The sequence below is a fragment of the Rhizobium giardinii bv. giardinii H152 genome, assembly GCF_000379605.1.
GTDB lineage: Bacteria > Pseudomonadota > Alphaproteobacteria > Rhizobiales > Rhizobiaceae > Pararhizobium > Pararhizobium giardinii.
In genome coordinates this window covers 1-15,450 of record NZ_KB902680.1, presented here as the reverse complement: position 1 = coordinate 15,450, position 15,450 = coordinate 1, and the positions used below count along the sequence as shown (strand labels likewise).

Genomic DNA, 15,450 nt, shown 5'->3' with positions numbered 1-15,450 from the left:
TGGTGCAGACGCTGGGTCAACGGCAGCTTGCCGTAGAGGCTTGCAGTGCCTCGCCCCCAAAAAATCTTCAGACCCCACGCCAGATCCGGCTCGTGCGGTCGACCTCGAGAGTGCGATGCACCCCCTGGACCTCCACCGGGCACGGGTATTCTCCCCGTCGCATCAGGCTGTTGAGACGCAAGGCTCTGTAGTTTTCAGGAACAAACACCAGGCCCCTGGGAAACTGCCTGTCTACCTTGAGCTGCGCCGTCAGTTCACCCCCGGCCGAACGCACGACCACCTGATCGCCGTCCGAAAGGCCGAGCCGTGCGGCATCCGGCGCGCTCATTGCGACATAGGGGTCATTGGCGACCGTGTTCAGGATGTCCGAGCGTTCGGTGAGATAGCCGTTGTGGAACAGGCCGTTGCCGGTGATCAGCATGAGCGCGTCCGTTGCTGTCGGGGCAGGCGACGGCGCGACGAACTCTCCGGTCGGTGGCGTCGGCACCGCCGTGGTGAATGTGCCGTCGGCACCAAGCCCGTCCTGCGTCAACCCTCGATAGGCCGGCACCAGCCGGGCAATCTCGTCGAAAATTTCATCTTGCGTCGATGGCTGCAGCGCCCGGCTGCGGAGCGCTGCAACGAAATCGAAGATCGAAAGGTTGCCGCGCGCCTCGAAGGCGGGTTCGCGGAATTTGCGGACCTTTTGCGTGCGGCCCTCATTGTTGGTGAACGTGCCGGACTCCTCGCCATAACCCGCCGCGGGCAGGACGACGTCGGCTAGGCCCGCCGTATCGGTAAGGAAGGTGTCCTGTACGATCAGCAGATCGGTCGCACCAAGCGCCCGCGTCACGAAATCCCGGTCGGGATAGGCAATCAGGGGGTCGGTTCCGGCGATGTAGAGCGCTCCCATACGTCCACCAACGCAGAGATCCAGCATGGCGTCGAGACCCGCGCCGGGCTCAGACGGAATTTCGGTGCCCCAGGCCGCTGCAAGTGTCGCGCGCGCCACCTCGTCGGTAACCGCCTGCAGCCCCGGCAGAGCCCCCGGCAGTACCCCCATGTCCCACGCGCCCATCTGGTTGGCGCGGTCAAAGAGGAACTGCATCGCCAGACCCTTGCCGAGCAGGCGCAGAACCTGCAGCAGGTTGTTGAGCTGCTGCAGCGTCGCGCGCGCTCCGGGCGCTCTCAGGAGGTCGACGCTGACAAGCACGGTGACGCTTCGGCCCTCCCTGAGCGCTGTGGCCAGGCGAGCCGGCCCGTCGCCGGTTTCCGCCATCGGCCGGCCGATGGTCGCTTCGATGGTCGCAAGGACATCGCCCGGCAACGCCTGGCCGGCGGCCGCTGCAAGTCCGGCTACCATCGAAGCAATACTCGCCGCTTCTCCACCCGGCGGCACGCGAACCACCACCTGCGCATCGGCGTCCAGGCGGGATGGCCGCGCCGAAAGCATCAGCAATCCGGTCTGCCGCCGCCGCGCGGCGTCCCGCAGCAGGTATTCGGTGACCGGGTTCTCTTCGGTCACGTTGCCGCCGACGACGAGTACGCAGTCGTTGCCGATGACGTCGTCCAGCGGTGCGCGGCTGTGGAAGGCTGCCAGGAGCGGGCCGAGCGTATCGAAGGGCGCGGACCAGCGTGACGAGCAATCGATGTTGTTGGTCCGGAATACCGTCCGCATCAGCTTCTGGAATTGATAGAGCACCTCGTTCGGCAACCGCGCGGAGGCAAGCCCGCCCGCGGCCTTGTTCTCGACGGCCGACAGGCGCCGGCGCAGGTAGTCCCCCGCCTCATCCCAGGACACCGGAACCAGGGCGCCGTCGCGACGGATCATCGGCCGTTTGATCCGATCTCGGCTCTCGATAAAATCAAGGCCGAAGCGTCCGCGCACGCAAAGCGTTTCGCGGTTGACCCCGTGTTCCTGCTTGGAGCGGACCCGCATGAACTCACCCTTGCGCGCGCCAACCGTGAGCTGGCAGCCGGTGCCGCAATGCGGGCATACCGTATCCGTCTCGGCCAGATCCCAGGGACGCGCCTTGTAGCGATAGGGAAAGCTCATCAGCGCCCCGACCGGGCAGACTTCGATGCAGTTGCCGCACTGGTCGCAACTGGCGAGGCTGCCCTCGAAGCCGGTGACGGCCGTATCCATGCCTTTTTCGACGGTGCCCAGGGCGACGGCTCCAACCACCTCCTCGCACATCCGCACGCAGCGCTGGCACTGGATGCAGCGGTTGACGTTCATGATGATGACCGGGCTGAGGCGTATGTCCCGGGAGTGGAACACGCGTTTGGGATCGCGGAACTCGCTTCGGCGGGGGCCGTAGGCCATGACCATGTCTTGAAGCTCGCACTCGCCACCCTTGTCACAGATCGGACAGTCGAGGGGATGATTGGCAAGCAGCATGTCGAGCATGGAAGAGCGCGTTTCGTCGATCAGGGTCGTGTTCGTCCGCACGACCATGCTATCGGTGACCGCGGTCGCACAGGACGGCTGCAGCCGCCGCAGGCCCTCGACCTCCACCAGGCACATGCGGCACGAAGCCAGCGGCGGCAGCCGCTTCAGATAGCAGAAGGTCGGGATGTCGATGCCCAAGCGCCGGGCGGCCTGCAGCACTGTCGAGCCTGGCTCGACTTCCAGCATTTGCTCGTCGATCGTGACTTTAAGCATGGTTTCCTCACTGCCCCGATCCAGCCTTCAGTGAAACGGGCACCTCCGCTCCTCGATATGGGCCGAAAACTCGTCGCGGAAATGCACGAGTGCCGCCCGCAACCCCATTGCCGCCCCGTCGCCCAACGCACAAAACGTGTTGCCGAAGATGCCCTTGCAGAGCTTCTCCAGCTGCTCCAGGTCGCCGGGCGCACCCTCCCCGGCCTCGATCCGGCGCAGGACCTTCACGACCCAGTTCAATCCTTCCCGGCATGGCGTGCACTTGCCGCAGGACTCATGGTGGAAAAACTCGATGATCCGGGTGGCCACCTTGACCATGCAGGTCGCGTCGTCGATCACGATCACCCCGGCCGAGCCGAGCATCGAGCCGGCGGCCGCCAGCGAGTCGAAGTCCATCCCGACGTCCATTCCGCGCTCCGGAATGACCGGCGCCGAGACGCCGCCGGGGATCACGGCCTTGATCTTGTGCCCGGGTAGCGGCCCGCCGGCATGCTCTTCGACCAGTTCGCGCAACGATATGCCCATCGGCAACTCGTATAGGCCGGGTTTGCGCACCTGCCCGCTCAGGCAGTAAAGCTTCGGGCCGGGGCTCCTGTCCGGGCCGATGCCGCGGAACCAGTCCGCCCCCCGCACCACGATATGCGGCACGCAGACCAGTGTCTCGACATTGTTGATCACGGTCGGGCTGGCGTAGAGTCCGGCCACGGCCGGAAACGGCGGTTTCAATCGCGGCTGCGCCCGCTTGCCCTCGAGAGATTCGAGCATTGCGGTTTCCTCGCCGCAGATATAGGCGCCGGCGCCGCGGTGGATGTGAACGGTAAAATTGAAATCCGAGCCCAGGATCCGCGTTCCCAGATAGCCTTTTGAGCTGGCCTCGGCGATCGCCTGCTCCAGGCGACGAATGGCCGTCACATATTCTCCGCGGATATAGACATAGGCGATTTCGGCTCCGATCGCGTAGGCGCTTACCGCCAGTCCCTCGATCAGCTGATGCGGGTCGCGCTCCATGATGATCCGGTCCTTGAAGGTGCCCGGCTCGCCCTCATCGGCGTTGCAGCAGAGATATTTCGGCTTGTCGACCCGCTTCGGCACGAAACTCCATTTCATGCCCGTCGGGAATCCGGCACCGCCGCGACCGCGCAGGTTCGATTGCTTGACGAGGTCAATGACCTCATCAGGTGTGTCCTGGCGCAGCACTTTTGCCAGAGCCTGGTAGCCTCCGCCGGCCTCGTAGGTGGGGAGCAGATGGCCATCGCGAACATCGACATTCTTGAGGAGAACCGGTTCGAACATGACGCTATTCTCCCGGCGATGCCGCGGCGGCGTGACCGGCACCCGCCGGGTGCCCCTTCTCCGCCCGCAACCTGTCCAGAAGCGCGTCGATCCGCGCGATGTCGAGGTCGCCGTGATAGGCATCGCCGACCTGCATCACGGGAGCCATCTCGCAGGCGCCGAGGCATTCGACGGTCGAAAGCGTGAACAGCCGGTCCGGGGTGGTTTCGCCCTTCCTGATCCCGAGGACCTCCTCCAGATGCCTTAGCAGGTCTTCCGATCGGCGCAGCATGCAGGACACGTTGTCGCAAAGCTGCAGGTGGAACATCCCCACCGGCTCGGTATGGAAGAGGGTGTAGAAGGTCGCCAGTTCATAGACCCAGATCCGCTCGACGCCGAGGATGTCGGCAACCTCCTCCAGCACGGGGCCGGGCAGATAGCCATGTTGCCTCTGCGCGATCAGCAGCGCCGGCATGATCGCCGAGCGCTGGTCTGGGTACCGCGCCGCTGCCTCTTTGATCTTTTCGCGCATGGTCATTGCGTCCAAATCCCTGCTACTTGTCCACCTCCGCCATCACCGGATCGAGGCTGCCGAGCACGGCGATCATATCCGCCAGATAGCGGGCGTTGGTGACCCCGAAGAGTGCCTGAAGGTTGACGAACGAGGGTGCCCGCACCTTCATGCGGAACGGTTTTGGCGACCCGTCGCTGATGATGTAGAAGCCGAGCTCTCCCTTTGGCGCTTCGATCGCCGAATAGACCTCGCCCTTCGGTACCTTGAAACCATAGGCCGACAGATCGAAATGCTGGATCAGCGCCTCCATCGAGCAGTGCACCCGATCCTTGTCCACCGGGAAGGCGATCGTCGGCATATCGATCTGGAACGGCCCCTCGGGCATCTGGTCGAGACATTGCTCGATGATCCGGAGGCTCTCGCGCATTTCCTCGACCCGGCACCGCCAACGCGCGTAGCAGTCGCCCTCCTTGCGGGTGATGACGTTGAAGTCGAGCCGATCGTAAATCTCGTAGGGCTCGTCGCGGCGGATGTCCCAATCGACGCCCGAGGCGCGCAGGTTCGGACCGCTCAGGCCCAGATCGATGGCGTCCTCGGGGGCGATCACGCCGACACCCCGCGTGCGCTTCAGGAACACCCGGTTGTCCTCGAGCAGCCGCTCATAGTCGCGGATGCGGTTGGGAAAGATGTCGCAGAACTCCCGGATCTTGGGGAGAAACCCCTCGGGCAGGTCCTCGCGCACCCCGCCGACCCGGCAGAACGAGGTATGCATCCGCGCTCCGGTGACCATCTCCAACAGGTCCATGATCATTTCGCGCTCGCGCATGGCGTAGAGCAGCGCGGTCATGGCGCCGAGATCCATCGGCAGCGCGCCGGTGATCAGGAGATGGCCGGAGATCCGCGCCAGTTCGGCCATCAGCACGCGGATATATTGCGCGCGGATCGGCGCCTCGATGCCGAGAAGCTTCTCCACCGCCAGCGCGAAAGCCAGGTTGTTCGACGGCGGACAGACATAGTCGAGCCGGTCGGTCAGCGGGAAGATCTGGGTATAGGTGAAGCTCTCGGCCAGTTTTTCCGTGCCGCGGTGGAGGTAGCCGATATGCGGGTCGACCCGCGTGACATATTCGCCGTCCAGCTCGAGGACGAGCCGCAACACCCCATGTGTACTGGGATGCTGGGGGCCGAGGTTGAGGAGCACCTCCTTGGTGCCGGGCGCTTCGCCTTCCGGCCTGCTCAGTTCCGTGACTTCGGTCATCTCAAGTCTCCGGCGTGACACGGCCTCCCGTTGGAATGTCCCTGGTGGCTAGGTCCGGCTGCGTCGGCCGCGGGCCTTCCGCACCAAACGGGTTCAACTCGTCCCGGTAGCCCCGGAGCGGAAAGTCCTTGCGCTGCGGAAACCCCTCGAACCCTTCCCACATGTAGATCCGGCGCAAGTCCGGGTGACCCTCGAACCTGATCCCGTACATGTCCCAGGCCTCGCGCTCATGCCAGTTGGCGGTGCGCCAGACCTCCGTCACCGAGGGGACCCGCGGCGGATCGCCGAGGCGGCACTTGATCCGAATGCGCCATTTGTTCGGCAGCGAATAGAGGTGGTAAACGACCTCGTAGCGTGGCGCCTCAGGGTAATGATCGACCCCGCAAATGTCGGAGAGGAAATTGAATTGCAGCGCCGGGTGCTCCTTCAGGAACCGACAAAGCTCGACGATGATGTCTGGCGGAGCGACAAAGGCATGAACACCATGGGTGAAGCCGATATCCTCGATTGCCTCGCCGAAACGCTCCATGATCGGGGCACGGTTGAGGGGCGTCTCAGCGCTCATGGCAACGCGATCCGGTCGAGCGGAGTCCCGGCCAGCGCCCGGGAGTTTTTTATCTTCTCCTGAAGCAGAAGGAAGCCGTGCATCAGCGCCTCGGGCCGCGGCGGGCAGCCGGGCACATGCACGTCTACCGGCACGAAGGTTTCCGCGCCCTGCACCACGGCATAGGTGTTGTAGACCCCGCCCGAGATGGCGCAGGTGCCCATGGCGATGACCCAGCGGGGCTCCGGCATCTGGTCATAGAGCCGGCGCACCACCGGCGCGAACTTCCGCGTGATGGTGCCGGCGATGATCATCACGTCGGACTGGCGGGGCGATGGCCGGAACACCACGCCGAACCGGTCGAGATCGTATCGCGCACAACCCGCGGCAATCATCTCGATGGCGCAGCAGGCGATTCCGAAGGTCTCTGGCCACAACGCCGATCTTCGGCTCCAGCTGATGACGCTGTCGGCCGTCGTGAACAACACGCTGTCGCGGATCGCGTTGTTTACGCCTCCCATTCCAGCGCCCCCTTCAGCCAGGCGTAGGCGAAACCCACGAGAAGCAGCAATATGAAGACGAACATCTCGATATAGCCGACCAGCCCGATCTCTTTCAGCACGACGGCCCAGGGAAAGAGGAACATCGTCTCGACATCGAAGACGACCAGCAGGATCGCAAGGACAAAGAACTGCACCCTCAAGCGGCCGCCAGCGGCCTCGCCAGCCGGGTCCACACCGCATTCATAAGGCATGTTCTTTTCGGGATAGGGATTGGACGGGCGCAGGAGCGAGGAGACAAAAAGCGTCGCCCCCGTCACCAGAACAATTCCGGCAACCATGACAAGAACCGGCAGGAATTCCATCGCAGCCATATCGCGTGCACCGGCCACCCACCGAGGGCTCCTCAGGCTGCGACCGACACCTTTCGGGACCAGCAACGCGGTCGCCCCAGGAAACGAAGTGGGCAATCCTTTCTTGAACTGCCAGTCTATTCCGTCGGGCGGATCATTGCAAATTCAATCGGTCAGCCGCCAAACACAGAACTTTGGGCAAGCCTCAGAAACCATGCCGGAAACAGGCCGATGCCAAGGGTACCGACCGCCGTGAAGGCGAGCGTGGCGCGGACCGACGGCGTCAACGCCGGATCGAACACCCTCTCCGGCTCGCGCATGTAGATGACCATGACGATGCGGATGTAAAAGTAGGCGGCAACGGCACTCAGCAGTACGGCGATCACCGCCAGCATGACGAAACCCCGTTCGACCAGCGCAACGAGAACGTAGAACTTGGCGAAGAAACCGGCCGTCGGCGGAATGCCGGCCAGCGAGAACAGATAGAGCAGCATCAGAAGCGCGAGCCCGGGATGCGATTTGGAAAGGCCCGCGTAGTCTTCGATCACCTCGCCCGAGAAATCGCCGTTGCGCATCATGATGACGATGCCGAAAATGCCGAGGGTCATCAAAGAGTAGATCAGCAGGTAGAGCATGACGCTGGCGATCCCGTCTGCACCACCCGCCACCACGCCGAAAATCGCAAAGCCGGCATGGGCGATGCTGGAATAGGCCAGGAGGCGCTTGAAATTATCCTGCACCAGCGCCACGAAACTGCCGAGCGCCATCGTCACCACCGCGATGACCGCGACGATGATCCAGACGTCCGAGGCTGCGACCAGAGGGTTGAGGAAGACGCGCAGGATGACCGCGAAACCCGCCGCCTTGGGGCCGACCGACATGAACGCGGTGATCGTCGTCGGCGCGCCTTCATAGACGTCCGGCAACCACATATGGAACGGAACCGCGCCGACCTTGAAGACCAGCCCCGCGACGATGAAGACCACCGCCAGCAGCAATCCGGGATCGAGCGGATCGCCGGTCACTGCAGCGGCCATCGCGTCCAGTTGCGTCGTGCCGGTGAGCCCGTAGACCAGCGAAACGCCGTAGAGGAAAATCCCGGTCGATACCGCGCCGAGGATCACGTATTTCAGCGCCGCTTCGTTCGACCGCCGTTCCTGCCGCAGGAAGCCGGTCAGGACGTATGTGCACAGCACCATCAGCTCGAGCCCCACATAGATCGACAAGAGATCGGTCGCCGAGGCCATGATCATCATTCCCGACAGCGCAAAGAGCAGCAGGACATAGTATTCGCTGCTGCCGATCCCCTCGATCTCGGCATATTTCCGCGAAAGCAGGAACGTCAGAATGGTGGCGAGGTAGAACACGAACTTGAAGAAGACCGCGAAGCGGTCGGCGACGAACATGCCCGTATAGGCCGGCCGCACCTCGCCCGCCAGCATGAGTGTCGCTAAGGCGGCAATCAGCACGATCGCGACAGAAGCCCAGACAAGGAAATGCTGCTGCCCCTTTCGCAAAAGCTGTCCCAGGATCAAAAGGATGCAGGCGCCGGAGATCACCACGATCTCGGGAAGGCTTGCAAGAGCCGACTGGAAAAGCGCAGCGGCAGTCATTGGCCGCTCCCCCTGCTTTGCACATGCGCCAACAAGTGCTTCACCGAGACGTCGATGACGTTGAGAAAGGGCTTGGGATAGAGGCCGACCCAAATTACCAAGACGGCCAGCGGCAGGATCGCCGCCATCTCGCGGGCGTTCACGTCGCGTATCTTGTACCGACCGTCGACGCTGGCCGGACCGAGCGCGACCTTTCCATACATGCCGAGCAGATAGGCCGCGCCCAGCAATGCGCCGAAAACAGCGGCCGAACCGGCGGCCAGGCTGGCCGCAAACCCGCCCGACAACACCAGCAATTCGCCGATGAACGAATTCGTCCCCGGCAGCGCCATCGACGAGAGGGTGAACAGTGCCAGAAACGCGGTGTAGACCGGCGCCGCCTTCATCAACCCGCCATAGTCGGCGATGCTGCGCGTATGTGTCCGCTCGTAGATCAGGCCGACGAACAGGAACAGGGCGCCCGTCGTTACGCCATGATTGAACATCTGCAGGATGCCGCCCTCGAGCCCGCGCAGATTGAGCGCAAAAATCCCCAGCGTCACGAAACCCATGTGGCTGATGCTGGAATAGGCTACCAGCTTCTTCAGATCGTCCTGCGCCAGCGCAAGCAACCCGCCATAGACGATGGCGAGCGCCGACAGCGCCAGCATCAGTGTCGAATAATACATCGACGCCTCGGGCAGCATCGGCAGCGAGAACCGCAGGAATCCGTAGGCGCCCATCTTCAGGAGCACGCCGGCGAGGATGATGCTGCCCGCCGTCGGCGCTTGCACATGAGCATCCGGCAGCCAGGTATGGACCGGGACCATCGGCACCTTGACGGCAAACGCGACCAGGAAGGCAAAGAATAGCCAGGACTGTACCCGGAACGGCAGATCCTGCGCAGTCAGCGCGAGGATATCGAAGGTCTCCCCGCCGTTGAAATAGAGCACGATGACACCAATCAGGAACAGGAGGCTGCCCGCCAGCGTGTAGAGGAAGAACTTGAACGCCGCATAGACCCGGCCGTCGCCACCCCAGACCCCGATGATCAGATACATCGGGATCAGCATCGCCTCCCAGAAGACGTAGAACAAGAACAGGTCGAGCGCACAGAACACCCCGAGCATCAGGGCCTGCATGACCAGCAGACTGACCATGAACGCCTTCACCTTTCGGTCGATCGCGACCCACGAGGCGAGCACGCAGATCAAGCCCAGCAACGCGGTCAGGAACACGAAGAGCGCGCTTATCCCGTCAATGCCGAGCGCATAGGTGATGCCGAGCGCCGGCACCCAGGCGCGCCTCTCGGTAAACTGCATTTCGTGGGTCGTGGTGTCGAACCCGGCCAGCATGGCGATGCAGAGAACAAGGTCGAGGACGGTGACACTGAGCGCCGTCCACCGCACCGCATCGTCATTACGCAGAAATACCAGGACCGCTGCCCCGGCGACGGGCAGGAACACGATGAGGCTGAGCAGCGGGAACGTCATCGCACCCCCTATTGCCACACGACGGCGAACACGGCGGTGGCTGCGATCACACCGGCGATCATCGCCAACGCATAGTGTGTCACGACGCCGGTCTGGAGCCGCCGCAGCGCCCCGCCACCGCGCAGGATCGAGCGGGCAACGCCGTTCACCACCGCATCCACGCCGTTGAGATCGACCCGCAGTCCGGCCCGGGCCGCCCCATGCAGCAGGGGCAGCGCCGCGGTCTCGGACACGTCGCTCACCGCCTTTTCGTACCGAGCCAACGGTTTTTCGGCGAGCCACATGAAGTATCGTGCGCCCTTGCGATAGAACCAGTCGGTGTCGATGCTGATTGTGTTCTCCGGGTCGAGCGCCCGGAGGAACAGCACGAAACCCAAGGCGGTGAACATCAGCAAGCCGAGACTCTCGGTGACATGGACGCCCGTATAGGGCTCGAAGTTTACCGGATAGGGAAGAAGCGCATAAAGCTGCTGCGGGAACACCCCGATCGCAATGCAGAGCACCGCCGCCATGCCCATCGCGACCAGCATGTTGCGCGGCGGCTCCCGCCCCGCCAGCCCGCGGTCGGTCCCGAAGAACATGTAATACGGCAGCTTGAGCCCGGTGTGCAGGAACGTCCCCGACGACGCCATCGTCAGCGCCAGCACGACCAGCGCGCGGTGATCCTGTCCGGCAGCGGCCACCACCATCGACTTGGTGACGAAACCGGAGAAGAACGGAAATGCCGAGATCGCCAGGGCGCCGACCATGTAAAGCGCCACGGTCAGCGGCATGGTCCTGTAGAGACCGCCAAGCTCGGTGAGCTTGCGCCGCCCGGTGACGTAGATCACCGCCCCTGCACCCATGAACAGCAGTGCCTTGTAGAGGATGTGCGCGAAGGCATGGCTGGTGGCACCGTTCACCGCCATCTCGGTCCCGATGCCGATGCCCGCCACCATGTAACCCACCTGGCTGACGATGTGATAGGCGAGCAGCCGCCGGCAATCATTCTCCAGAACCGCGTAGATGACGCCGTAGAGCGCCATCGCGGTGCCGAGCCAGACCAGAAGCTCGGTCCCCGGAAACGCCCGTGCCAGCACATAGACGGCGGTCTTGGTGGTGAACGCGCTCATGAACACCGCCCCGGTGACCGTCGCCTCGGGATAGGCGTCGGTCAGCCAGGCATTGAGGGGCGGCACGGCGGCGTTGAGCAGGAACCCGGCAAGGATCAGATAGGCGCCGGCGCCCATCCCCCCCTCGATCGGGCCGAAGAGCAGCGAATCGGTGGCGACCGCGTGGAGAATGATGCCGCCGAGCAGGACGACGCCGCCGGTAATATGGACCATGAGGTAGCGGAACGCGGCGCGGATCGCCTGCCCGCCTCCCTGGGCGAAGACCAGATAGGCAGAGGCAAACGCCATGCCCTCCCAGAACAGGTAGAGCGTCAGGTAATCGCCGGCAAATACCACGCCGAGCGCCGAGCCGACATAGACGAACGCCGCAACATGCTGGCCGGGGCGCGTCAGATGCAGTGCATAGATCATACCGATCAGCGCCATGATGGTGAAAACGGTGGCGAAGACGATGCTCAGCCTGTCGACCTTGGCGACCAGGATTTCCTGCCCGATGACCTGCGCCGCGCCGTAGCTGCCCGGCTGCAAGCTGACGACGGCGAGGATCGCCAGCGTCGGGACCAGCACGAGATAGGCCTTGCGGATCGATCCGTTCAGGAAGGCGATCGGCACGGCGCCCAGGATGAACAGGAGGGCGGGATGGACAAAGTCAGTCATAATAGTCCTCGCGCCGCATCAGCCCGCCCTGGTGGCCGAGGAACTTCGAAACGAAAATCAAGAGCACGCAGGACAAGAACCCGTAGACGGCCGACCAGCCCGGCACGCGCTCCCACAGATATTCGGCGTGTTCGCGCAAGACCAGGACGTCGGTGACGACGACCAGCACGAGCACCAGATACAACAGCCGGCGGCGGCGTGTCGCATAGGCCTCGTTGCCGAAGAAATCGACGATGCTCCTGATCATTTGACCACTCCTTCCGCCAAAGTGAGGAAATAGCCCGGGAAGACGCCCATCAGCACCGACAGGAGAGCGGTCGCGACCAGCGGGATCGTCACCATCGGAATTTCGCGGACGGTCGCTGCGCTTCCGGCCACCGGGCCTTCGGACGCCGGACTTTCCGGCACCTCCGCCCCGAAAAAGGCGACATAGCTCACCGGCAGGAAATAGGCGGCATTGAGGATCGAGCTCGCCAAAAGGACGACCAGGAACGCAATCTCCCCCGCCTCCACCGATCCCAGCGCCAGATACCATTTGCTGACGAAGCCTGCGGTTGGCGGCACGCCGATCATGCTGAGCGACGCGACGAAGAATGCCCCCATTGTCCAGGGCAGCCGGCGGCCGATACCGGCCATGTCGCTGATGTTCCTTTTGCCGGACGCGCAATAGATCGAACCGGCGCAGAAAAACAGCGTGATCTTGGAGAAGGCATGCGCCGCGATGTGGATGATGCCGCCGACCATCGCGACAGGAGACAAGAGAACCGCGCCCAGCACGATGTAGGAGAGCTGGCTGACCGTCGAATAGGCAAGCCGCGCCTTCAGGTCATCCCGCGTCAGCGCGTAGACCGACGCCATCAGGATCGTGAACGAGACCAGATAGGCCGTGGCGATGCCGAGGCCCAGCCCGTCCACCAGTCCCGTGCCGAAGACATGGAACACCAGCCGCAGCACACAGAACACGCCCATCTTGACCACGGCCACCGCATGCAGGAGCGCGCTGACCGGTGTCGGCGCCACCATCGCGGCGGGCAGCCAGGCGTGCATCGGCATCACCGCCGCCTTGGCGAAGCCGAAGAGATAGCAGAAATAGACGACCGTCAGCAGCGGCGCCGAAGCATTGCTCCCCGCCAGCAGGCCACCGGCGACGAAGTCGAGCGACCCGGCGATGTGGTAGGTCAGGGCCAGCGCGGCGAGAAGCACGCTTTTGGAAGCCCCCATCAGATAGACGAGGTACTTGCGGCTGCCCGCCCATCCTTCCTCGTCCTCGTGGTGGTAGACGAGCGGATAGGTCACGAGGCTCAGCACCTCGTAGAAGATCACCAGCGTGAACAGATTGGCGGCGAAGGCGCCCCCGACGGCGGCTGCAAGGCTGGTGGCGAAACAGGCGAAGAACCGGGTCTGCGCGTGTTCGTTCAGGTGCCGCATGTAGCCGATGGAATAGATCGCCGCGACGATCCACAACAGCGACGAGACGGTGGCGAACACCATGCCGAGCGCATCGACCCGGAATGCAAAGTCGATCCCCGGCAGAATCGCAAACAGGCGCAGATCGACCGTCCCGCCCGCCAGCACGGTGGGCGCCATGGAGGCGACGATCACGAACATCGCGGTCGCGGCCAGTGGCGAGACGATATCGCGAAGTTTCTCGCGGTTGTTCAGGAGAAGAACTGCGACGGCCGCCAGGCCAGCGACGGCGACGGCAAGAAGCGGCCGGATCGATAGAACCGGGTCCAAGCCACTATCCTTTCATCATGGTCACGTCGTCGACCTTGAGGGTGGATTTGTTCCTCACAAGGGCGACCAGGATGCCAAGGGCGACGGCAACCTCCGCCGCGGTGATGGCGATGACGAAGATGGCGAAGATCTGCCCGCGGAAATCGGCGTAATAACGCCCGAAAGCGATGAAATTGATGTTTACCGAGTTGAGCAGCAGTTCCAGCGACATCAACACGACCAGAATATTGCGCCTGAGCAGCACGCCGGCGGCCCCGATCACGAAGAGGACCACGCCGAGCAGGATGGACCATGAGAGCGGGACCATCACTCCCACTCCTTGCGTGCGAGCACGATGGCGCCGACCAGGGCTGCCAGCAGGATGACGGAGGCGACTTCAAACGGCAGGAGATAGTCGGCGAAAAGCGTGGTGCTGAGCTGCCTGATTTCGTCGCCGCCGCGCCTCGCGACGGGCTCGGTGGCTGAAAAGCGGTCGCTCCAGAGCACCAGCACGAGCATCTCGACCCCGAGCAGGGCAAGGAGCGCCAGAGCCGGCAGGTTGCCACCCGGCAGGAACCGCTGCACCACCGCTTCGCGCATGTCGATCATCATGATCACGAACAGGAACAGCACCATGATCGCGCCGACATAGACGAAGATCTGGATGACCGCGAGCAACGGCGCCTCGAGCAGGACGAAGATGGCGGAGATGTGTAGGAAACAGGCCATCAGCGCCAGTGCGCTGTGAACCGGATTTCGAGCCAGGACCACGGTCAGGGCCGTGATCACAGACACCGTAGCGAACAGAAGAAAGAACCCCTGATCCATCGACGCCGACCCTCCAACGCGAACTGTCACGTGGCGCGGATCGGGCGGAATCGAAAGTGCGCCGCACTTCAGATGCGTTTATAAATTGTGCCCCAGTATCGGATTTTTCACAAGATTATTGTCATCAGCCAAACAAAACGCCGGCGCCGGGTTACCAGGATTTTCGAACAATCGGGCTGCTGCATAAGGGTGAGCGTCCGGCGAAGGCATTTTCGCTTGGTTGAGAGGCCGATATTATAGGCCGCGTTTCATCTCGTCTGCCATAACGCGTTCGACCACATCCGGATCGCATTGTTCATCGACGAGAAACTGGCGGATTCCACCATCCCATGTCCTTATGTCGGCGATGAGATTTTGGAGCTCGTCCACGCCGTTCTCGGTCAGGCCCTTCGTGCCGTATTCGCTGCCGTCGCGGACATAAAGCAATTCGCCCTCGCTGATATTATCCGAGTTGGCGGTCACCTCTTCGATCAACTCGAGGTTCTCGCCGATCATCTCAGCGACCTCTTTGAGGGTATAGATGATCCTTGAGCGCGCCATCACGCAGCCTCGTACCGGTCTTTTGCCGGAGTCCACTGCCACGGGAGCAGTTCCTCAAGTCGATCCTTCGGATGGCTCTGGATCCTGGTCAGGACGTCTGTCAGATAGGTCTCTGGATTGTGGCCATGGAGTTTAGCTGTCTCGATGATGGTCAGGATATTGGCGATGCGCTCGCCGCCCTTGTCGGAGCCGGCGAAGAGCCAATTTTTTCTTCCAATTCCGAGTGGCCTCATAGCGCGCTCAGCNATGTTGTTATCGATTTCGACACGGCCATCGTCAACGTAGACGCTCAAAGCTGCCCATCGCGAGAGAGCGTAGCGCATCGCTTCTGCAAGCTTCTGTTTCTGCGGCAGCGTCGAAAGCGTCGTTTCAATCCAGGCCTTGAGGTCCGCCAGAATGGGTCTGGCGTGTTGCTGGCGGAGTGTTCGCC

16 protein-coding genes are annotated in these 15,450 nt (G+C 63.0%); all 16 read right to left on the bottom strand.

Annotated elements, in window-relative coordinates:
- Positions 1–67: 67 nt before the first annotated feature.
- Positions 68–2,644, bottom strand: a complete 2,577-nt coding sequence (gene nuoG / locus A3AY_RS0115840) for an NADH-quinone oxidoreductase subunit NuoG (RefSeq protein WP_018326633.1) — start codon at positions 2,642–2,644, stop codon at positions 68–70.
- Between the two features lie 27 nt (positions 2,645–2,671).
- Positions 2,672–3,937, bottom strand: a complete 1,266-nt coding sequence (gene nuoF / locus A3AY_RS0115835) for an NADH-quinone oxidoreductase subunit NuoF (protein ID WP_018326632.1) — start codon at positions 3,935–3,937, stop codon at positions 2,672–2,674.
- A 4-nt stretch (positions 3,938–3,941) separates the two neighbouring features.
- A complete protein-coding gene (gene nuoE, locus A3AY_RS0115830) occupies positions 3,942–4,454 on the bottom strand; it encodes an NADH-quinone oxidoreductase subunit NuoE (protein ID WP_018326631.1) in 513 nt (170 codons plus the stop codon).
- Positions 4,455–4,470: 16 nt separating this feature from the next.
- Entirely contained in the window at positions 4,471–5,685 is a 1,215-nt protein-coding gene (gene nuoD, locus A3AY_RS0115825; protein WP_018326630.1) for an NADH dehydrogenase (quinone) subunit D, read from the bottom strand.
- Between the two features lies 1 nt (position 5,686).
- A complete protein-coding gene (locus tag A3AY_RS0115820; RefSeq protein WP_018326629.1) occupies positions 5,687–6,250 on the bottom strand; it encodes an NADH-quinone oxidoreductase subunit C in 564 nt (187 codons plus the stop codon).
- A complete protein-coding gene (locus tag A3AY_RS0115815; RefSeq protein WP_018326628.1) occupies positions 6,247–6,750 on the bottom strand; it encodes a NuoB/complex I 20 kDa subunit family protein in 504 nt (167 codons plus the stop codon). The genes A3AY_RS0115820 and A3AY_RS0115815 overlap by 4 nt, the downstream gene beginning before the upstream one ends.
- Positions 6,738–7,103, bottom strand: a complete 366-nt coding sequence (locus A3AY_RS0115810) for an NADH-quinone oxidoreductase subunit A (protein WP_018326627.1) — start codon at positions 7,101–7,103, stop codon at positions 6,738–6,740. The genes A3AY_RS0115815 and A3AY_RS0115810 overlap by 13 nt, the downstream gene beginning before the upstream one ends.
- A gap of 152 nt (positions 7,104–7,255) precedes the next feature.
- On the bottom strand, positions 7,256–8,695 hold the full coding sequence (locus tag A3AY_RS0115805) for an NADH-quinone oxidoreductase subunit N (RefSeq protein ID WP_018326626.1): 1,440 nt from the start codon (positions 8,693–8,695) through the stop codon (positions 7,256–7,258).
- The gene (locus A3AY_RS0115800) at positions 8,692–10,167 is read right to left on the bottom strand and encodes an NADH-quinone oxidoreductase subunit M (RefSeq protein ID WP_018326625.1); all 1,476 of its coding nucleotides are present in this window, start codon (positions 10,165–10,167) and stop codon (positions 8,692–8,694) included. The genes A3AY_RS0115805 and A3AY_RS0115800 overlap by 4 nt, the downstream gene beginning before the upstream one ends.
- Before the next feature lie 8 nt (positions 10,168–10,175).
- Complete coding sequence (locus A3AY_RS0115795) at positions 10,176–11,936, bottom strand: Na(+)/H(+) antiporter subunit D (protein ID WP_018326624.1); 1,761 nt, start codon at positions 11,934–11,936, stop codon at positions 10,176–10,178.
- The gene (locus A3AY_RS0115790; protein WP_018326623.1) at positions 11,929–12,183 is read right to left on the bottom strand and encodes a hypothetical protein; all 255 of its coding nucleotides are present in this window, start codon (positions 12,181–12,183) and stop codon (positions 11,929–11,931) included. The genes A3AY_RS0115795 and A3AY_RS0115790 overlap by 8 nt, the downstream gene beginning before the upstream one ends.
- Entirely contained in the window at positions 12,180–13,673 is a 1,494-nt protein-coding gene (locus A3AY_RS0115785; RefSeq protein ID WP_018326622.1) for a monovalent cation/H+ antiporter subunit D family protein, read from the bottom strand. Before A3AY_RS0115785 ends, A3AY_RS0115790 begins: the two co-directional genes overlap by 4 nt.
- A gap of 4 nt (positions 13,674–13,677) precedes the next feature.
- Complete coding sequence (gene nuoK / locus A3AY_RS0115780) at positions 13,678–13,980, bottom strand: NADH-quinone oxidoreductase subunit NuoK (RefSeq protein ID WP_018326621.1); 303 nt, start codon at positions 13,978–13,980, stop codon at positions 13,678–13,680.
- A complete protein-coding gene (locus A3AY_RS0115775; protein ID WP_018326620.1) occupies positions 13,980–14,480 on the bottom strand; it encodes an NADH-quinone oxidoreductase subunit J family protein in 501 nt (166 codons plus the stop codon). Before A3AY_RS0115775 ends, nuoK begins: the two co-directional genes overlap by 1 nt.
- A gap of 234 nt (positions 14,481–14,714) precedes the next feature.
- Entirely contained in the window at positions 14,715–15,020 is a 306-nt protein-coding gene (locus A3AY_RS40585; RefSeq protein ID WP_018326619.1) for a hypothetical protein, read from the bottom strand.
- Positions 15,020–15,450: IS66 family transposase (locus A3AY_RS35410; protein ID WP_040668855.1), on the bottom strand; the 431-nt coding region annotated here is incomplete at its 5' end. The genes A3AY_RS35410 and A3AY_RS40585, both read right to left, overlap by 1 nt.

Coding starts and splice junctions, on each gene's coding strand:
- nuoG (WP_018326633.1), bottom strand. CDS start 2,644: ATGCTTAAAGTCACGATCGACGAGCAAATGCTGGAAGTCGAGCCAGGC.
- nuoF (WP_018326632.1), bottom strand. CDS start 3,937: ATGTTCGAACCGGTTCTCCTCAAGAATGTCGATGTTCGCGATGGCCAT.
- nuoE (WP_018326631.1), bottom strand. CDS start 4,454: ATGACCATGCGCGAAAAGATCAAAGAGGCAGCGGCGCGGTACCCAGAC.
- nuoD (WP_018326630.1), bottom strand. CDS start 5,685: ATGACCGAAGTCACGGAACTGAGCAGGCCGGAAGGCGAAGCGCCCGGC.
- A3AY_RS0115820 (WP_018326629.1), bottom strand. CDS start 6,250: ATGAGCGCTGAGACGCCCCTCAACCGTGCCCCGATCATGGAGCGTTTC.
- A3AY_RS0115815 (WP_018326628.1), bottom strand. CDS start 6,750: ATGGGAGGCGTAAACAACGCGATCCGCGACAGCGTGTTGTTCACGACG.
- A3AY_RS0115810 (WP_018326627.1), bottom strand. CDS start 7,103: ATGGCTGCGATGGAATTCCTGCCGGTTCTTGTCATGGTTGCCGGAATT.
- A3AY_RS0115805 (WP_018326626.1), bottom strand. CDS start 8,695: ATGACTGCCGCTGCGCTTTTCCAGTCGGCTCTTGCAAGCCTTCCCGAG.
- A3AY_RS0115800 (WP_018326625.1), bottom strand. CDS start 10,167: ATGACGTTCCCGCTGCTCAGCCTCATCGTGTTCCTGCCCGTCGCCGGG.
- A3AY_RS0115795 (WP_018326624.1), bottom strand. CDS start 11,936: ATGACTGACTTTGTCCATCCCGCCCTCCTGTTCATCCTGGGCGCCGTG.
- A3AY_RS0115790 (WP_018326623.1), bottom strand. CDS start 12,183: ATGATCAGGAGCATCGTCGATTTCTTCGGCAACGAGGCCTATGCGACA.
- nuoK (WP_018326621.1), bottom strand. CDS start 13,980: ATGGTCCCGCTCTCATGGTCCATCCTGCTCGGCGTGGTCCTCTTCGTG.
- A3AY_RS0115775 (WP_018326620.1), bottom strand. CDS start 14,480: ATGGATCAGGGGTTCTTTCTTCTGTTCGCTACGGTGTCTGTGATCACG.
- A3AY_RS40585 (WP_018326619.1), bottom strand. CDS start 15,020: ATGGCGCGCTCAAGGATCATCTATACCCTCAAAGAGGTCGCTGAGATG.